16 protein-coding genes are annotated in these 17,150 nt (G+C 73.4%); 7 read left to right on the top strand and 9 right to left on the bottom strand.

What is annotated here, in order from left to right; genetic code table 11:
• Positions 1-42: 42 nt before the first annotated feature.
• From FB462_RS14750 to FB462_RS14730, 5 genes are all read right to left on the bottom strand, one after another.
• On the bottom strand, positions 43-1,605 hold the full coding sequence (locus FB462_RS14750) for a sensor histidine kinase (protein ID WP_141862665.1): 1,563 nt from the start codon (positions 1,603-1,605) through the stop codon (positions 43-45).
• Positions 1,602-2,324 carry a response regulator transcription factor gene (locus FB462_RS14745; protein ID WP_141862663.1) on the bottom strand — a complete coding sequence of 241 codons (723 nt, stop codon included), beginning with the start codon at positions 2,322-2,324 and terminating at the stop codon, positions 1,602-1,604. The genes FB462_RS14750 and FB462_RS14745 overlap by 4 nt, the downstream gene beginning before the upstream one ends.
• A 32-nt stretch (positions 2,325-2,356) precedes the next feature.
• Positions 2,357-4,558, bottom strand: coding sequence for an ArnT family glycosyltransferase (locus FB462_RS14740; RefSeq protein WP_141862662.1), 2,202 nt, complete (start codon positions 4,556-4,558; stop codon positions 2,357-2,359).
• A 76-nt stretch (positions 4,559-4,634) separates the two neighbouring features.
• Positions 4,635-5,447, bottom strand: a complete 813-nt coding sequence (locus tag FB462_RS14735) for a fructosamine kinase family protein (RefSeq protein WP_229666941.1) — start codon at positions 5,445-5,447, stop codon at positions 4,635-4,637.
• A gap of 29 nt (positions 5,448-5,476) precedes the next feature.
• The gene (locus tag FB462_RS14730; RefSeq protein ID WP_141862660.1) at positions 5,477-6,325 is read right to left on the bottom strand and encodes a LysR family transcriptional regulator; all 849 of its coding nucleotides are present in this window, start codon (positions 6,323-6,325) and stop codon (positions 5,477-5,479) included.
• A 70-nt stretch (positions 6,326-6,395) separates the two neighbouring features.
• Here FB462_RS14730 and FB462_RS14725 point away from each other — a divergent pair, with 70 nt between their 5' ends.
• Positions 6,396-7,328, top strand: a complete 933-nt coding sequence (locus FB462_RS14725; protein WP_141862658.1) for a DMT family transporter — start codon at positions 6,396-6,398, stop codon at positions 7,326-7,328.
• Here FB462_RS14725 and FB462_RS14720 read toward each other — a convergent pair.
• Complete coding sequence (locus FB462_RS14720) at positions 7,313-8,050, bottom strand: GntR family transcriptional regulator (RefSeq protein ID WP_058743185.1); 738 nt, start codon at positions 8,048-8,050, stop codon at positions 7,313-7,315. The genes FB462_RS14725 and FB462_RS14720 overlap by 16 nt on opposite strands.
• Before the next feature lie 142 nt (positions 8,051-8,192).
• Here FB462_RS14720 and FB462_RS14715 point away from each other — a divergent pair, with 142 nt between their 5' ends.
• The 6 genes from FB462_RS14715 to FB462_RS14690 all read left to right on the top strand — a co-directional run bounded on the left by FB462_RS14715 (position 8,193) and on the right by FB462_RS14690 (position 13,841).
• The gene (locus tag FB462_RS14715; protein WP_058743184.1) at positions 8,193-9,056 is read left to right on the top strand and encodes a class II fructose-bisphosphate aldolase; all 864 of its coding nucleotides are present in this window, start codon (positions 8,193-8,195) and stop codon (positions 9,054-9,056) included.
• Complete coding sequence (locus tag FB462_RS14710; RefSeq protein ID WP_141862656.1) at positions 9,053-9,835, top strand: HAD-IA family hydrolase; 783 nt, start codon at positions 9,053-9,055, stop codon at positions 9,833-9,835. Before FB462_RS14715 ends, FB462_RS14710 begins: the two co-directional genes overlap by 4 nt.
• Positions 9,832-10,461 carry a dihydroxyacetone kinase subunit DhaL gene (gene dhaL, locus FB462_RS14705; protein WP_141862654.1) on the top strand — a complete coding sequence of 210 codons (630 nt, stop codon included), beginning with the start codon at positions 9,832-9,834 and terminating at the stop codon, positions 10,459-10,461. The genes FB462_RS14710 and dhaL overlap by 4 nt, the downstream gene beginning before the upstream one ends.
• An 83-nt stretch (positions 10,462-10,544) precedes the next feature.
• A complete protein-coding gene (dhaK, locus tag FB462_RS14700; protein WP_114850557.1) occupies positions 10,545-11,540 on the top strand; it encodes a dihydroxyacetone kinase subunit DhaK in 996 nt (331 codons plus the stop codon).
• Between the two features lie 93 nt (positions 11,541-11,633).
• Complete coding sequence (gene fdhA / locus FB462_RS14695; protein ID WP_141862652.1) at positions 11,634-12,854, top strand: formaldehyde dehydrogenase, glutathione-independent; 1,221 nt, start codon at positions 11,634-11,636, stop codon at positions 12,852-12,854.
• Positions 12,855-12,959: 105 nt separating this feature from the next.
• Positions 12,960-13,841 (top strand): UbiA family prenyltransferase, encoded by an 882-nt coding sequence (locus FB462_RS14690; RefSeq protein WP_188868878.1) that lies wholly within the window; start codon positions 12,960-12,962, stop codon positions 13,839-13,841.
• Positions 13,842-14,046: 205 nt separating this feature from the next.
• Here the strand turns inward: FB462_RS14690 and FB462_RS14685 are convergent, their stop codons facing one another.
• The 3 genes from FB462_RS14685 to FB462_RS14675 all read right to left on the bottom strand — a co-directional run bounded on the left by FB462_RS14685 (position 14,047) and on the right by FB462_RS14675 (position 17,126).
• Positions 14,047-15,225 carry an FAD-dependent oxidoreductase gene (locus FB462_RS14685; protein WP_141862650.1) on the bottom strand — a complete coding sequence of 393 codons (1,179 nt, stop codon included), beginning with the start codon at positions 15,223-15,225 and terminating at the stop codon, positions 14,047-14,049.
• Between the two features lie 49 nt (positions 15,226-15,274).
• On the bottom strand, positions 15,275-16,486 hold the full coding sequence (locus FB462_RS14680) for an acyltransferase family protein (RefSeq protein WP_167510132.1): 1,212 nt from the start codon (positions 16,484-16,486) through the stop codon (positions 15,275-15,277).
• Between the two features lie 67 nt (positions 16,487-16,553).
• Positions 16,554-17,126: a TetR family transcriptional regulator gene (locus FB462_RS14675; RefSeq protein WP_141862645.1), complete on the bottom strand. Its 573-nt coding sequence runs from the start codon at positions 17,124-17,126 to the stop codon at positions 16,554-16,556.
• Positions 17,127-17,150 lie beyond the last annotated feature (24 nt).

Raw genomic sequence — 17,150 nt, 5'->3', positions numbered from 1 at the left:
GACGACCGGACGGTCGGGGCGCCGGACGGACGACCGGATCGGTCAGGACGGGGGGCGGACCGGCAGTTCCACCGTGAACGCCGTGCGCCCCGGCTCGGAGACGACCCGCACCGTGCCGCCGTGCGCCTCGACCACCGCGCGCACGATCGCGAGCCCGAGGCCGCTCGTCCCGTGCTCCCGCGTCCGGGACGCCGACCCCCGGGTGAACCGGTCGAACAGCGTCGGCAGGACGTCCGCGTCGATCGGCGGCCCGTCGTTCGCGACCACGAGCCGGACGAGCGGGCCGCCGCCGGAGTCGTGCTGCAGCGAGTCCTGCTGCAGCGCGACCTGCTGGATCGAGACCACCACCGTCGTGCCCTCGGGGGTGTGCGTCCGCGCGTTCGACAGCAGGTTCGTCACCACGCGCCGCAGCTGCCCGGGGTCGCCGGACACCGCGACCGGGTGGTCGTCCGCGAGCTGCAGCGTCCACCGGTGTCCCGGCGCCGTGGCCCGGGCGTCCACGGTGGCCTCGACGACCGTCGCGGTCAGGTCGACGACCTCGCGCACGGGGTCAGGTCCGGCGGCCAGCGCGGTCGCGTCCAGCCGGGCGAGCAGCAGGAGCTCCTCGACGAGGTCGCCCATGCGCCGGGCCTCGCGGCCGATCCGGTCGACGTTGCGGTGCAGGTCGTCGATGTCGTCGGTGGTCCGGGACAGTTCGGCGTAGGCCCGGACGGTGGCGATCGGCGTGCGCAGCTCGTGCGAGGCGTCGGCGACGAAGGTCCGCATCCCGCGCTCGGCGTCCCGTCGGACGGTCAGTGCCCGGGCGACGTGCCCGAGCAGCCGGTTCAGGGCCGAGCCGACCTGTCCGACCTCGCGGTTCACGACGAGGTCCGCCGGCGCGACGCGGGCCGCGATGTCCGGGTCCCCGCGCTCGAGGTCCAGGTCGGTGACGCTCGACGCGACCGACGCCACGCGCTCGAGCGGGCGCAGCGACCGACGGACCGTCAGGGTCAGCGCCCAGGTGGCGACGACCAGTGCGAGGAGCGTGACGCTCCCGACCACGACGACCAGTCGCACGATGCCGGCGTCGAGGTCGCCGAGCGGCAGGGCGGTCACGAACACGTCGCCGTCGTCGCCGACCGCCTGCGCCCGGTACGAGCCGAGCGACCCGAGCGTCACCGTCACGGGCTCGCCGTCGGCCGCCACGGTGGCGAGCTGTCGTCGCTGCGCGGCGGTCAGCGAGTGCTGCCGCCCCTCGTCGTCGGTGTACCCCGCCAGCACGGCGTCCCCGTCCCGGAAGATCGCCACCACCGTGTCGGCCGCCTGCCCGGGCGCGCCGATGAAGGTGTTGTCCGGGTCGGGCCGTGCCGACGACGTCCCGTCCGACCCCGGCGGCGGTCCGCTCGGCCGCTCGCCGTCGCGGCCGCCGGGCGTCCGCCCCGCGGCCGTCGCCAGCTCGGCGTCGAGCCGCCCGACCAGGTACTCCCGGTAGGCGACGACGGTGACCGCGCCGACGACGACGTTCGTCACGACGAGCAGGAGCGCCACGGCCCCCACGATCCGCCACCGCAGCGACGGGGTGCGGACCGGCCGGGAGGCACGGGTCGGCTCCGCGGGACCGCTCACGTCGTCGGCCGAAGCACGTAGCCGGCCCCGCGGATCGTCTGCAGCATCGGCTCGCGTCCGGCGTCGAGCTTCTTCCGCAGGTACGAGACGTACATGTCGACCAGGTTCGAGGACGTGCCGAAGTCCATGCCCCAGACGCTCGCCAGGATCTGCTCGCGGGAGAGCACCCGGTTCGCGTTGCGGGCGAGGTACCGGAGCAGCTCGTACTCGGTCGGCGTGAGGTCGACCGGTTCGTCCCCGCGGCGGACGGAGCGGTCCTCCTCGTCGAGCCGGAGGTCGCCGACGACGACCGCCGACGAGCCGGGCGCCGCGACGACCTGGGGTGCGGTGCGGGCGAGGATGCGCGCCCGGACCAGCAGCTCGTCGATGCCGAAGGGCTTGGTCAGGTAGTCGTCGCCGCCGCCCGTCAGCCCGGCGAGCCGGTCCTCGGGGGCGTCCCGCGCGGTGAGGAACAGCACGCGGACCGGGTCCCGGCCGTCGCGGAGGCGCTCGAGGACCTCGAACCCGTCGATGTCCGGCAGCATCACGTCGAGCACGACCACGTCCGGCAGGAACTCCCGGGCGGCGAAGAGCACGTCGCGGCCCCGGTGCACGGTGCGCACGGCCCAGCCGTCGCCCGTGAACGCGAGGGCGACGGCCTCGGCGAGCGCGTGCTCGTCGTCGACGACGAGGACCCGGACGGGTGAGCCGTCGGTCCGCCGCAGTGCTCGGTCGGCCATGTCGGCGAGCCTATCCGGGCCCTCGTCGTGCATCACTTCGCGGTGGTCAGGTCGTAGACCGTCGACCCGCCGACGGTGGTGCTGTCGTAGTTTGCCGCCACCCACTCCTGGATCGCCGATGCGGTGGACGAGCCGCCGCCCATCCCGCCGCGGCTCCCCGAGCTGATGTAGTAGCTGACCTTGCCCTCGGCGACGAGCGCCTTGAACTCGGCGAGGGTCGGGGTCGGGTCGCTCGACCAGCCGCCGATCGCCATCACCGCGGTGTCGGAGTCGAGTTCGAGCTGCGCGGCCGACTGGGAACCGTTCACCGCGGCGGACCACGTCGTGTCCGTCGCCGCGAGGAGCTTCGTGAGCGCCGCGGAGGTCGTCGCCCCCTCGCCGCCCGTGCCGCCGCCCGTCCGGCCGTCCTCGCCGGTGGTGCCCTGGTCGCTCGTGCCCTCGCCGGTGGTGCCCTCGCCGCTGGCGCCCTGGCCGGACGTGCCCTCGCCGGTCGCGCCGCCGGGCATCGTCGGCATCGCGCCGGTCGGCGGCTGTCCACCGGGACCCTGCTGGGTGCCGGAGCTGCCCGCGCCGTCGGACCCGTCGGTCTCGGAACCGGCGGCCGATCCGCCGGGGCCTGCCGTGCCTCCCGGCATGCCGCCACCACCGGGACCGCCACCGAACCCACCGGAGCTGCTGCCCGCCGGACCGACGCTCGGGATCGACCCGGAGTGCGCGACGGTGGTCGTGACGAGGGCGTAGGCGGAGGTGCCGGTCAGGCCGAACAGCGTGCCGGCGAGGACGCCCACGGCGACCAGGCGGCGGAGGGTCGGCACGCTGCCGACCACGATCGCGGCCGCGGCGAGGAGTCCGCCGAACAGCACCACCCAGCGCAGCCAGGGGAGCCAGGTGGGGTCCTCGTTCAGCAGGCACCAGCTCCAGAACGCGGTCCCGCCGACCATCGCGGCGAGGCCGAGGCGACCGGTGACGCGCTCGCGGGCGTGCCAGAGCAGGGCGCCGCCGGTGCCGACGAGACCGGCGATCGCCGGGGCGAGGGCCACCGTGTAGTACGGGTGGATCGTGCCGGACATGAACGAGAAGACGAGCCCGGTGACGAGCAGCCAGCCACCCCACAGCACCAGGCCGGCGCGGGCGGGATCGGCGAGGTGCCGACGGCCGACGACCACCAGGCCGAGGACGAGCGCGACGAGTGCGGCGGGCAGGAGCCACGAGATCTCGAGCCCCATCTCGGACGAGAAGAGACGGTCCAGGCCGGTCGAGCCGCCGAACGACGACCCCGCGGTGCCGCCGCCCGGCCCGCCGCCGCCGTTGCCCGAGCCGCCGAAGATCCGGCCGAGGCCGTTGTACCCGAAGACGAGGTCGAGGACGGTGTTGTCCGTCGATCCGCCGATGTACGGGCGGGACTTGGCGGGCCAGAGCGCCACGGCGACGACCCACCAGCCGGCGGACACGACGAGGGACACCGCCGCGATGCCGAGGCCGATCGCGCGCTTCCCCCACGACCTGCGGGCGGCGACCAGGTACACCAGCCCGAAGGCCGGCAGGACGAGCAGGCCCTGCAGCATCTTCGTCAGGAACGCGAAGCCGAGGGCGACCCCCGCGAGGGCGATCCACCGCCAGCTGCCCCGGGGCAGGGCGCGGACCGTGCAGTACGCACCCGCGGTCATGAGCAGGACGAGCAGCGCGTCCGGGTTGTCGAAGCGGAACATCAGCGCCGCCGCCGGGGTCGCCGCGACGACGAACCCGGCGAGGAGCGCACCGACGTTCGCGGTGGTCGTGCCGAGGCGGGCGATGGTCCGTCGGACGGTTCCCCACACGAGGGCGACCGAGGCGACGGCCATGAGCGCTTGGGGCAGCAGCAGGCTCGTCGACGAGAAGCCGAACAGCCGCGCGGACAGCACCATCACCCAGAGCGAGGCCGGGGGCTTGTCGACGGTGATGAAGTTCGACGAGTCGAGCGAGCCGAAGAAGAACGCCTCCCACGACTTCGTACCGGCCTGCACGGCGGCGGCGTAGAAGCTGTTCGCGTACCCGGAGACGCTGATGTCCCAGCAGTACACGACGGCGGTCAGGACGAGGAGGGCCCAGAAGGCCGGCCGGAGCCAGCGGGCGTCCTCGCGCTCGCCGGCGAACAGGCGGACGAGCGGCGGCCGACGCCGGTCCCGCGCGGCGGTGGTCCCGCCGGGACGTGCGTGGCCCGGACGGTCGGTCACGGGGGTCGGGTACGTGGTCATGCCGGTGAGCCTCCACGGCGTTCCCCGTGCGACCCGATGCGCTGCCTTGGCGCTCCCTAAGACCCGTCGGTGGGGATCAGGCGTAGCGGCGGGCGGCGCGCAGGGCTGCGGCCGTGTACGACCCGCCGAACAGGTACACGTGGAGCAGCAGCGGTGCGAGCTGGTGCAGCTCGACCCGCTCCTGCCAGCCGTCGGCGAGCCGGGACTCCTCGTCGTACGCGGCCAGCACCGTCTCGAGCCGCGCGAGCCCGAACAGCCCCAGCAGCGCGAGGTCGGTCTCCGCGTGCCCGCCGTGCGGCGTCGCGTCGATGAGCACCGCGCCGGTCGGCTCCGAGCTGTCCGTCGGCCAGAGGACGTTCCCGGCCCACAGGTCCCCGTGCACCCGCGCGGGGCCGTCCCCGACGAGCGTGGGCTGCGGCGACCCGAGCGAACCGTCCTCCAGCCGGTCGGCGACCCGGTCGAACACCGCTGCCTCGGCACCGTCGAAGCCGCCCCGGTCGACGATCCGCTGCACGAAGTCGCGGATCCGGTACTCGGCGAAGAACGCGCCCCACGTCGCCGGTGCGTCCGCCGCGGCGGTGAACGGTGTGCGCGAGCGCCCCATCCGCAGCCCCGCGCTCGCGGGGAACCCGGGCGACGGCGCTCCCCAGTGCGCGGCACCGGCGGCGTGGGTGTGCGCGAGCGACCGGCCGAAGCGCTCGGCCTGGGCCCGGGTCGGGGCGCCGTCGCTGATGCGCTCGAGGTGCAGGACCGTGGAGGACGGGTGCGCGAGGACCCGGGCGGTGCGGGTGCCGCCGGTGTCCTCGGCCTCGGCGAGCCAGCGCAGGCCGGCGGCCTCGGCGGTCGCCTCGTCCGGGTCGGTGAAGGTCTTCACGTGGGTGTCGGGCACGTGTCCATCCTGCCGACGGCGGCTGGGCGTCACACCGAGTCCACCAGTGCCTGCGCCAACGGGTGCCACGGCCGCGACGACGGCCCGCTCAGCACCAGCGTCCGCACGTACCGCGGCTCGACCGGGGGCATCACGAGGTCGGCGGGCAGCATCACGCGCCCGAGCGACGGCGCGATCGACACCCCCTCCCCGCGCTGGATCATCCCGAACATCGTGCTCATCTCGCGGACCCGGTGCGCCCAGCGGAACGGCTGCCCGGCCAGTTCGTGCATCCGCTGGATCTGGTGCTCGCACCCACCGCCGCCCGCGACCAGCCCGTCGTCGTGCAGGTCGTCGAGCGTCAGCTGCTCGGTCCCGGCGAGCGGGTGGTCACGGCGCACGACGGCGGCCATCTCGTCCCGCGCGACCACCACGCCGCCGGCCGGCACCGGGGACGGGTCGACGAGCACCGCGGCGTCCACCGTCCCGCCCTCGAGCCACTCGGGCATCTCGTCGTCGTCCCCCTCGTAGACCTGCACGTCGACACCCGGCAGCGTCACCGCCCACAGTTCACGCAGCCGGGGGAGCAGCCCCTGGCAGACCGTCGGCACGGCGGCCAACCGGACCGTGCCGCGGTCCGTGGCGGGCCGGACCACCGCCTCCAGGGCGTCGACCGAGGCGAGCACGCTGCGGGCGTGGGCCAGCAGCCGGTCCCCGAGCGGGGTGGGCGCGGTCGCCGCGCTGCGGCGCAGCACGCTCCCGCCGACCTCGCGCTCGAGTCCCGCGACGGCGTGCGAGACGGCGGACTGCCCGACGCCGAGCGCGGTCGCGGCACCGGTGAACGACCCGGCGTCGACGGTCGCGACGAATGCACGGAGCTGCGGGATCGAGACGATCATGCGCTTCCTTCATGGGCCCATGCAGCACATTCGTTCGACACATGCGCCGCGGTGCTCGATGCTACCCCTCGTGAACGCCCTCCTCTACGTGCTCGTCGCCCTCACCTGGGGGTCCAGCTTCTTCTTCGCGAAGATCGGGCTCGAGGGGCTCGCCCCGCAGCAGGTCGCGACCGTGCGGACCGTGCTCGGCGCCCTGACGCTCGTGGTCGTGCTGCTCGTCACGCGGCGTCGGTGGCCGCGGGAACGCCGGGTGTGGGGGCACCTGCTCGTCGTCGCGGTGTTCCTCAACGCGGTGCCGTCGTCGCTGATGGCCTGGGCGGAGCAGACCGTGCCGTCGGGGCTCGCGAGCATCTACAACGCGACGACGCCGATCATGACGCTGCTCGCGCTGGCCGTCCTGGTGCCGAGCGAACGCCTGTCGCGTCGGCAGGTCGGCGGCGTCGTGCTCGGGATCGTCGGCGTGCTCGTCCTGGTCGGCCCGTGGAGCCTGGTGGGGGCCCCCGCGGTGCTCGCGACCGTCCCGGGACAGGTCGCCCTGCTCGGGATGACCGCGTCCTACGGCGTCGGCCTGGCGTGGCTCCGCCGCTTCGGCGTCGGCAGCGGGCAGGACCCGACGACCGTCGCGACGGTGCAGCTCACCCTGGCGGCGTTGCTCATGCTGCTGGTCGCGCCCGTCGTCGCGACGGGTCCGGTGCAGCTGGACTGGAGGATCGTGGCCGCGATGGTCGCGCTCGGTGCGGTCGGCACAGGGCTGGCCTACGCGTGGAACACGCGCCTGGTCGGCGCGTGGGGTGCCGGCCGGGCGTCGACCGTGACGTACCTGACCCCGGTGGTCGGGGTCGCGCTCGGCGTGCTCGTGCTCGGTGAGCCGCTGCGGTGGAACGAGCCCGTCGGCGGAGTCGTCGTGCTCGCGGGGATCGCGCTGGCGTCGGGACGGCTGGCCGTCCGGAGGCGCCCGGCGCCCGCCGTGGCCCCGGCCGGTGCCGGTCAGGGGCGCGTGTAGTCGAACTGCAGCCGCATCCGGTCGCCACGGAACACGATCGTCGAGTACTCGAACGTCGTCCCGGCCCGGTCGGCGATGACGTCGGTGAGCTGCAGCGCCGGGTCGCCCCGACGCAGGCCGAGCAGCCCGGCGTCGGCCTCGGCCACGGCGACGGCCTCGAGCCCCTCCGCGACGTCGTGCATCGCCAGGCCGAAGGCGTCCTCGAGCACGACGCAGAGCTGTTCCTCGACGACGTCCAGCGCGTCGAGGGTGGGCGCGAGGGCCGCCGGGACGAACGACCGGTGCACGCTGAGGGGCTTGCCGTCGACGGACCGCAGCCGGACGATCGCGAAGACGTCGTCGGTGCGGCCGAGGCCCAGGCGGTCCCGGATGCGGGCTGGCGCCGGGGCCCGGTCGATCGACACGAGCGTCGTGGTGATGTCGTAGCCGAGCACCTCGAGCTGCTCGCGGATGCCGCGGTACGCCGGGGAGACCGCGCTGATCTTCTCGGGCGCGACGAACGTGCCCTTGCCGGGGACCCGGTGGAGCACGCCGTCGGTGGTCAGCTTCGTCAGGACGCCGCGCACCGTCATCCGGCTGGTCCCGTAGTGCCGGTTCAACTCGTTCTCGGACGGGATCCGTTGGCTCGGCGCCCACTCGCCGCTCGCGATCTTCGCCGTGAAGATGTCCTCGAGCTGCTGGTAGATGGGCACGGCGGAGTCGCGGTCCACCTCGTCGACCACGGTCCACCTCCTGTCGGCCGGACGGTCGTCCGGTAGCCGCTCATGATACTTGTCGAGTCCGGTCTAGACAGGTACAGTCCGAGCAGTCGTCGACGCTGACGGCGACATCCCACGACGCAGCGACGCAAGAGGGGACCCAGGCATGGACGTGTCCACCAGGACGTTGACCAGGACCGCACGGGACGGCGGGTACGCCGTACCGGCCGTGAACGTGTTCGACGAGCTGAGCATGCGGGCGGTGATCGCCGCGGCGGTCCGGACCGGGGCGCCGCTCGTCGTGCAGATCTCCGTGAAGACCGTGAAGGCCTCCGGGACCGCCTTCACCACCGACCTGTTCCGCGCGCTCACCCGGGACGTCCCGGTGCCGGTCGCGCTGCACCTCGACCACTGTCCGGACCGGGCGGTGCTCGACGACGTCATCGCCGCGGGGTGGTCCAGCGTGCTCTTCGACGCGTCCGACCGCGGGTTCGACGACGCGGTCCGCGAAACCGCCGAGGTCACCGCCGCGGCGCACGCCGCCGGGGTGGACGTCGAGTCGGAGATCGAGAACATCCTCGGGGTCGAGGACGGCGTGGGCAGCGACGAGTCCCGGCACGCGTACTCGGTCGAGCAACTGGCGGAGGTCGCCGAGCGGACCGACAGCGACCTGCTCGCGCCGCAGCTGGGCACGAGCCACGGACTGTACAAGGCGGACCCGGTGCTGCTGCCCGAGCGCGCCGCCGAGCTCGCCGCCCTGACCGACCGGCCGATCGTGCTCCACGGCGGCACGGGGCTGAGCCGCGACGACTTCCGGTCGTTCATCGACGCCGGGGTGTCGAAGATCAACATCTCGACCGCGGTGAAGCACGCGTACATGCGCGCCTCGCTCGAGCACCTCGAACAGGCACGGGCGACGGACAGCTGGGACCCGCCGAAGCTCGTCACCGCGATCGAGTCCGCCGTCACCGACGTCATCGCCGAGCACGTCACGTGGTTCGGCGCGGACGGCAAGGCCGGTCGGTCGTGACCCGCGCGCTCGTCTTCGACTGCGACGGCGTGCTCGCCGACACCGAGCGCGACGGGCACCTGCCGGCGTTCAACCAGACGTTCGAGCACTTCGACCTGCCGGTCCGGTGGAGCCAGGACGACTACGCCGAGGTGCTCAGGATCGGCGGCGGGAAGGAGCGGCTGGCGTCCCTGTTGACGCCGGAGTTCGTCGAGCGCGCCGGCCTACCGACCGATCCCGAGGAACAGCGGGCCCTGGTGGCCGAGTGGCACGCCGAGAAGACCCGGCGGTACACCGCGATGGTCCGCGAGGGGGTGATGCCCGGGCGGCCCGGCATCGCCAGGATCGTGCACGAGGCACACGACGCGGGCTGGCTGCTCGCGGTGGCCTCGACCTCGGCCGAGGCGTCGGTCCGCGCGGTGCTCGAGCACGCCGTGGGCGAGGACGCCGCCGACTGGTTCGCGGTCTTCGCGGGCGACGTCGTCCCGCGCAAGAAGCCCGCGCCCGACGTGTACGAGCTGGCGCTCCGGGAGCTCGGCGTCACCGCGGCAGATGCGGTCGTCGTCGAGGACAGCGCGAACGGGCTCCGGGCAGCGCTCGGCGCCGGACTCACCACGGTCGTCACCGTCAGCAGCTACACGGCCGACGAGGACTTCACCGGCGCGGCGCTCGTGGTCGACCGGCTCGGCGACCTGCCCGACGAGCCGGCACACGTGCTCGCGGACCCCCACCACGTCGAGGTGCCCGGACGGGTGACCCTCGACACCCTCACCCAGCTCCCGACCGGAGGACGACGATGACCACCGAAGCCACCACCCACCTCGAGTCCACCGTGCGGCTCATCGCGAACACCTGCGTCGAGAACGAGCGGTACTTCTGCGACCTCGACGCGGTGGCCGGCGACGGCGACTTCGGCTACTCCCTCGCCCGCGGGTTCGAGAACGTGCTCGCCGGGTTCGACGACTACGACCGGTCGGACCCGGGGACCTTCCTGCAGCAGGTCGCGATGACGATGAGCAGCCGCATCGGCGGGACGTCGGGTCCGATCTGGGGCACCGCGTTCCTGCGGGCGGCCGGGGTCGTCAAGGGCAAGGACGACCTGACCGCAGAGGACGTCGTGGCGATGCTCCGCGCCGCGGTCGAGGGGATCAAGAAGCGCGGTGGCGCCGACCTCGGCGACAAGACGCTCCTCGACGCGATCGTCCCGATGACCGACGCGATCGAGTCCGACGCGGCGGACGGCCGGGACGGCGCCGCGATCGCCCGACACGCCGCCGAGGTCGCACGCCAGGCAGCGGACGAGACCTCGGCGCTCGAGGCCCGCCGTGGGCGTGCGTCGTACACGGGGGAGCGCAGCATCGGCTCGCCCGACCCCGGCGCGGTCGCCGTCGCGGTGCTCGCGGAGCGTATCGCCGACGAGTGGTGACGCGAGCCGACCAGATCCGATCCGCCCCCACCAGCACGACCCTTCGCAGTACCCGACCACCACGATGAAGTGAGGCAACCGCAGTGAAGAAGTTCGTCAACGACCCGAAGCAGTTCGTCCCGGACATGCTGAAGGGTCTGGCCCTCGCCAACCCCGACACCCTGACCTACGACCCGAAGGCGAACCTGATCGTCCGCGCCGACGCCCCGCGCGACGACAAGGTCTCGATCGTCCAGGGGTCCGGCTCCGGGCACGAGCCCGCGCACGTCATGGTCGTCGGCAAGGGCATGCTCGACGCGGCCTGCCCCGGGGACGTGTTCGCCGCGCCGCCGACCGACTACGTCATCGAGGCCGCCCGCCGGGTGAACAGCCCCAAGGGCGTGCTCCTGCTGGTCAACAACTACACGGGCGACAAGATGGCCTTCGAGATGGCGGAGGAGTTCGCCGAGGCCGAGGGCATCACGGTCGCGACCCTGTTCATCGACGACGACGTCGCCGTGAAGGACTCCACGTACACGATCGGCCGTCGTGGCGTCGCCGGGAACTTCTTCGTGATCAAGGCGGTCGGCGCCGCGGCCGAGGCCGGCGCCGACCTCGACGAGGTCGTCCGGGTCGGGAAGAAGGTCAACTCGGTGACCCGGACCATGGGCGTCGCCCTCACGGCGTGCACCCCGCCCGCCAAGGGCTCGCCGCTGTTCGAACTCGGCGACGACGAGATCGAGGTCGGCGTCGGCATCCACGGTGAACCCGGACGCGCACGGCAGAAGATCGTCCCGGCGGACGAGATCGTCGACATCCTGCTCGACCCGATCGTGTCCGACCTGCCCTTCTCCGACGGCGACGAGGTCGCGCTCATGGTGAACGGACTCGGCGGCACCCCGATCAGCGAGCTCTACCTGCTCTACGGGATCGCGCACGAGAAGCTCGTCGCGCAGGGCATCACCCCCGTGCGGAGCTACGTCGGCGAGTACTGCACCTCGCTCGACATGGCCGGCGCCTCGATCACGCTCGTGAAGCTCGACGACGAGGTCAAGGAGCTCCTCGCCGCCCCCGCCGAGATCCCGATCCGCACGTTCTGACCCGTCGGCGGGCACCACCCCGCCCGCCGACGGCTCCCACACAGGACGCCCGCGACCGCGGGTGTCCCGACGCCGACGATCGAGGAGGATCACATGGCGAGCAACCACGCAGTCGCGTACAAGGGGCCGGGCAAGGTCGAGGTCATCGAGACCGACTACCCGACGTTCGAGCTCAAGGACGGACCCGGTGTGAACCCGGCGAACGTCGGGCGCAAGGTCAACCACGGGGCGATCCTCCGTACGGTGGCGACGAACATCTGCGGCAGCGACCAGCACATGGTCCGCGGCCGCACCACCGCGCCGAGCGACCTCGTCCTCGGTCACGAGATCACCGGCGAGGTCGTCGAGGTGGGCTCGGACGTCGAGTTCATCAAGGTCGGCGACATCGTCTCCGTCCCGTTCAACATCGCGTGCGGTCGCTGTCGGAACTGCAAGGAGCGGAAGACCGGCATCTGCCTCAACGTCAACCCGGACCGCCCGGGGAGCGCGTACGGCTACGTCGACATGGGCGGCTGGGTCGGTGGACAGGCCGAGTACGTCCTCGTGCCGTACGCCGACTGGAACCTGCTGAAGTTCCCGGACCGCGACCAGGCGCTCGAGAAGATCCTCGACCTCGCGATGCTCTCCGACATCTTCCCGACCGGCTTCCACGGCGCGGTCACCGCCGGCGTCGAGGTCGGTTCGACCGTGTACGTCGCCGGTGCGGGGCCGGTCGGCCTCGCGGCTGCGACCGGGGCGATGCTGCTCGGCGCCAGCGTGGTGATCGTCGGCGACATGAACGCCGACCGCCTGGCCCAGGCGCGCAGCTTCGGCTGCGAGACCGTCGACCTGACGAAGGGCGACCCCGCCGAGCAGATCGACCAGATCCTCGGCGAACCGCTCGTCGACTGCGGCATCGACGCCGTCGGCTTCGAGGCCAAGGGCCACGGCGCCGGATCCGGGGAAGAGGCACCGGCGACGGTCCTCAACTCGCTCATGGACATCACGGCAGCCGGTGGCGCCCTGGGCATCCCCGGGCTCTACGTCACGGGTGACCCGGGCGGCGTCGACGAGGCCGCCAAGAAGGGTGCCCTGTCCCTCAGCCTCGGCACCGGCTGGGCGAAGTCGCTGTCCTTCACGACGGGGCAGTGCCCGGTCATGAAGTACAACCGGCAGCTGATGATGGCGATCCTGCACGACCGCACGAGCATCGCGAAGAACGTGAACGCGAAGCCGATCGGCCTCGACGAGGCCCCGCGTGGCTACGAGGAGTTCGACAAGGGCGCGGCGACGAAGTACGTCCTCAACCCGAACGGCCTCATCCCCGCGGCCTGACCCGGCGGCCCCAGCGGCCCCTGCACCGTCGACACCCGGCGGCGCAGGGGCCGTCCGTCATCCGGGCCCGACCGCGTGCAGCCGTCCGTCCGTACGCTCGCCCGTGTGGACGCACCGCACCGACCCCGGGCCAGCCGACCGTCGACCCTGCGGCTGCTGTTCGCGTCCTCGCACCCCGGGCCGACCGTCACCGTCACGGTCCTCGCCACGGTGATCGCCGTCGCGGTCGGGCACCCGCTCGGCACCGTGCTGCTCGTCGCGCTCGCCGTGGTGGCGGGGCAGCTGTCGATCGGCCTGGCGAACGACTGGATCGACGCGGACCGCGACCGGGCCGTCGGCCGCTCCGACAAGCCCGTTGCACGGGGCCTCGTCGCAGCCTCGACCGTCCGGACCGCCGCGTTCGTCACGGCCGCGGTCGCGGTGCTCGCGAGCGTGTTCCTCGGTCCGGTCGCGGCCGTCGCGCACCTCGTGCTCGTCGCCGCGGGGTGGGCCTACGACGCGGGGCTCAAGCGCACGGCCTGGTCCGTCGCACCGTTCCTGGTTGCCTTCGGACTGCTGCCGGTCGTCGCGGTCGCCGCCGGCGGCGGCGCCTGGCCTGCCTGGTGGGCGGTCGCGACCGGCGCGGTGTTCGGCATCGCGATCCACTGCACGAACGTCCTCCCCGACCTGCTCGACGACGCGGCCACGGGTGTTCGGGGCTTCCCGCACCGCCTCGGCCTGCGCGGAGCCGGCGTCCTCGCGTTCGGGTCGCTCGTCGTCGCCGCGGGGCTCGTGCTCGGCGGGCAGCTGGCCGGAGCCGACCCGGCTCGCGGCGGGGCGGCGGTCCTCGCGGTCGTCGGGGCACTCGTGGTGGTGGTGCTCGCGGTGGTCGGGATCCGGTTCGTCCTGGTGGGGCGACCGACCCGCGCCCTGTTCCGGCTCGTGATCGCGTCGTCCCTCGTCCTCGTGGTCGAGCTCGGCGTCGCCGGTGCCCGACTCGTCGCCTGAGCCGATCCGGTCAGGCCCACCCCATCGACGTACCGTCCGTGGGCAGAGTCGAGCCACCTGGCGGACGCGATCCGGTCAGGCCCACCCCATCGACGTACCGTCCGTGGGCAGAGTCGAGCCACTTGACGGACGCGATCCGGTCAGGCCCACCCCGTCGCGTACCGTCCGGAGGGCAGAGCCGAGCCACCTGGCGGACGCGGTCCGATCAGGCCCACTCCATCGCGTACGTCGAGGCGAGCCACCTGGCGGACGGGAGTGCCAGGACGGACCGGAGCAGTGCCTCCCGTCCGACCAGCAGCGCACCGCGAGCCGGGCGACCGAGTGCCGTGTTCGCCTCCGCCTGCCGCGCGGCGCGCGCCGCGGCCGCCTGCCGGGTCGCCGCGTACGCGGGCCACGGACCCGCGTCACCGGAGCGGACCGCGTCGGCCAGGAGCGGCGCGAGCGCCGCGACGTCCAGCCACCCGAGGTTCATGCCCTGCCCGCCGATCGGGCTGATCTCGTGCGCGGCGTCGCCGACCAGGACGACGCGCCCGACGCCCACCCGGTCGGCGGTGCGACGCCGGGTCCGGAACGCACTCACCATCGAGCAGGTCGCCGGGTCGGGGGACGTGCCGGTGCGCTCGCGGACGAGCGCGGCCAGCCGGGAGGCACGCCCCGCCTCCGTCCCGTCGGTGCCCGACGGTCGCGTGGCCGGGCCGGTGACGAGCGCGACGGCGCGACGGCGACCGCCGGGCAGCGGGAAGGACTCGAGGACGCCGCCGGGGCCGACGTCGACGACCGCGGTGTCCACCGGGGCGTCGCCGGTGTCCGCGAAGTCGCCCATGACGTAGTGCTCGGGGTAGGTCCGGCCGGTGGTGCGGATGCCGAGCAGGTCGCGCACGGTGCTCCTGGCGCCGTCCGCGCCGACGACGAACCGCGCGCGGACCGGCACCGGTGCGCCGTCCGGGCCGGAGCCGGAGACGGCGACGTGCCCGCGCCCCGGGTGGAGCGCGGTGACCGTGGTGCCGGTGCGGAGGGCGTGCGGTGCGAGGGCCGCGAGCCGCTCACGCAGGAGTGTCTCGGTGCGGTGCTGGTCGAGCGCGGCGACGAACGGGAACGGGTCCGAGACGTGCTCGAACGACAGCGTCCCGAGGGTGCGGCCGCGGCTCGTCGCGACCCCGCGGCGGACGGGGACCGCCTCGGCCAGGACGGGACCGGCGAGCCCGACCCGGTCGAACACCGCGAGCGAGGGCGGGTGGATGCCGATCGCCCGCGAGCCCGTCGGCGCCGTGCTCCGGCGTTCCCAGACGCGCACGTCGACGCCCTCGGCGGCGAGCAGCACGGCGGCGAGGAGGCCGACCGGGCCGCCGCCCACCACGAGGACGTCGGTCGGGTCGGAGGTCACGCGCCGAGCCTACGGACGGGCGGTCCGGTGGTTGCCAGCCGCGCGGCGGTCAGTTCGTGACGCTCGCGCGCTCGGCCCGGTCGGCGGCGACGAGGGACCGTGCTTCGCGGACGCGCTTGCGGGCCTTCTCGACCGGGACCTCGACCGCGTAGGCAGCGCCGACGGCCACGAGCAGCGCGACCGCGATGAGCCACACCGTGCCCCACGGCCCGATCGCGAAGGGGTCGAGCAGGGCGATCACGAGCGGGTGCCAGAGGTACGCCGAGTACGAGACGCGGCGGCCGAACCACGACACCGGCGTCCAGGCGAGCGCGGCGGAGAGCGGTGACCGGACCGAGACGAGCCCGGCGATGAGCACCGACGACACGACCCCGGTCAGGGGCAGGACGACGCCGAAGGTCCACGCGTGCTGCGTCCAGTCGTCGCCGATCCAGAGCAGGATGCCGACGAGGAGCGCCAGGCCCGCCCAGCTCGCGACGTGCCCGGCGACCCCGGCCGCCCACGTGCGGACGCGCACGTCGTCGAGGAGCAGGGCGAGCAGGCAGCCCGTCGCGAGCGGCACGACGCCGAGCACGGGGGAGAAGTACACGTCCGGCGTCGACCCGCCGTTGGGGGTCTGGTAGACGAGCCCGGCGGCGATCGAGCAGCCCACGATGACCGCACCGAGGCCGGCCATCAGCCACCGACGTCGAGCGCGCACCACGAAGAGCAGCACGAGCACGGGCGGCCACACCAGGTAGAACTGCTCCTCCATGGACAGGCTCCACGTGTGCGCGAAGACGCCCTGCGTGGTGTCCCAGAACGAGCGGAACAGGTTGCCCGTGTAGGTGAGGGCGATGAACGCGGCCTCACCCGGGCCGAACGACGCGCCCTTGTAGTCGCCGACCCAGTTCCACAGCAGCAGTCCGACCGCCACGAGGGCGAGGAGCGCCGGGTACAGCCGGAGCAGGCGCTTCCACCAGAACGAGCCGAGGCGGATGCGGCCGGTCTTCCGGTGCTCGCCGAGCAGCAGCGTCGTGATGAGGAACCCGGACAGGGCGAAGAACACGGTGACGCCGATGAAGCCGCCCTCGAACTGCGGGACGTGCAGGTGGTAGAGGATCACCGCGAGGATCGCGATCGTCCGGAGGCCGTCGAGTGCCGGAGCCCGGTTCGTCAGGGGCGGTGGCGGCGTCGTCCGGGCAGCACCGGTCGCTCGACCGGCCGCGGTGGCGCGGCGGGTCGTGCTGGAGTGCTCGGGGGCGAGCGTGTTCGTCGTCACGGGTCCTCCCTGCGAGGATCGGTCTTCCGGGTGACGACCAGCGTGCTCCACGCAGGTAAGAGGACCCTCAGTGACCGGGGTGCACGAGCGCGGTCAGCGCTGCGAGCCGTTCCTCGACCAGGGTGCGGAAGTCGCGTTCCTCGGGTTCGGCGATCCACTGCGTGAACGCCAGGTGGAACACGGTGACCGCCGTCTCGGCGGCGATCGTGGCGAGGGGCTCGTCGATCCCGTGCGCCCGCAGGGTGTCGCCCAGACGGACCTTCAGGTTCGCGAGCTTGCCGAGTTCGCGCTCCTCGAGGGCGGGGACGGCGTCGATCACGGCCTGGCGTGACCGGGACCACGAGCGGCGGTGCTCGGGGAAGAAGTCGGCGGCCGAGTCGAGCGCCCGCCGGACCAGGTCGAACGCGGGTGTGCCGTCCGGGGCCTGCTCGACCGGGGTGGTGAACATCGCCGTGAAGTCGGTCTGGCCGGCGAACAGGACCTCGGGCTTGTCCGCGAAGTGCCGGAAGAAGGTGCGCTCGGTGACGTCGGCGGCCGCGGCGATCTGCGCGACGGTCGTCTCGTCGAAGCCCTGCTCCGCGAAGAGCCGGAGGGCGGTCGACTGCAGGCGTTCGCGGGTGCCGGGTTGCCAACGAGCCATGGACGCAGTCTACTGATGACAGCG

Source organism: Curtobacterium citreum, assembly GCF_006715175.1.
Classification (GTDB): Bacteria; Actinomycetota; Actinomycetes; order Actinomycetales; family Microbacteriaceae; genus Curtobacterium; species Curtobacterium citreum.
The sequence above is the reverse complement of the archived record's forward strand: the minus strand, read 5'-3'. Positions and strand labels throughout refer to the sequence as shown.

Bases quoted from the DNA above. Each gene is read 5' to 3' on its own strand.
- FB462_RS14745 (WP_141862663.1), bottom strand. From the start codon at position 2,324: ATGGCCGACCGAGCACTGCGGCGGACCGACGGCTCACCCGTCCGGGTC.
- FB462_RS14740 (WP_141862662.1), bottom strand. From the start codon at position 4,558: ATGACCACGTACCCGACCCCCGTGACCGACCGTCCGGGCCACGCACGT.
- FB462_RS14730 (WP_141862660.1), bottom strand. From the start codon at position 6,325: ATGATCGTCTCGATCCCGCAGCTCCGTGCATTCGTCGCGACCGTCGAC.
- FB462_RS14715 (WP_058743184.1), top strand. From the start codon at position 8,193: ATGGACGTGTCCACCAGGACGTTGACCAGGACCGCACGGGACGGCGGG.
- dhaL (WP_141862654.1), top strand. From the start codon at position 9,832: ATGACCACCGAAGCCACCACCCACCTCGAGTCCACCGTGCGGCTCATC.
- fdhA (WP_141862652.1), top strand. From the start codon at position 11,634: ATGGCGAGCAACCACGCAGTCGCGTACAAGGGGCCGGGCAAGGTCGAG.
- FB462_RS14675 (WP_141862645.1), bottom strand. From the start codon at position 17,126: ATGGCTCGTTGGCAACCCGGCACCCGCGAACGCCTGCAGTCGACCGCC.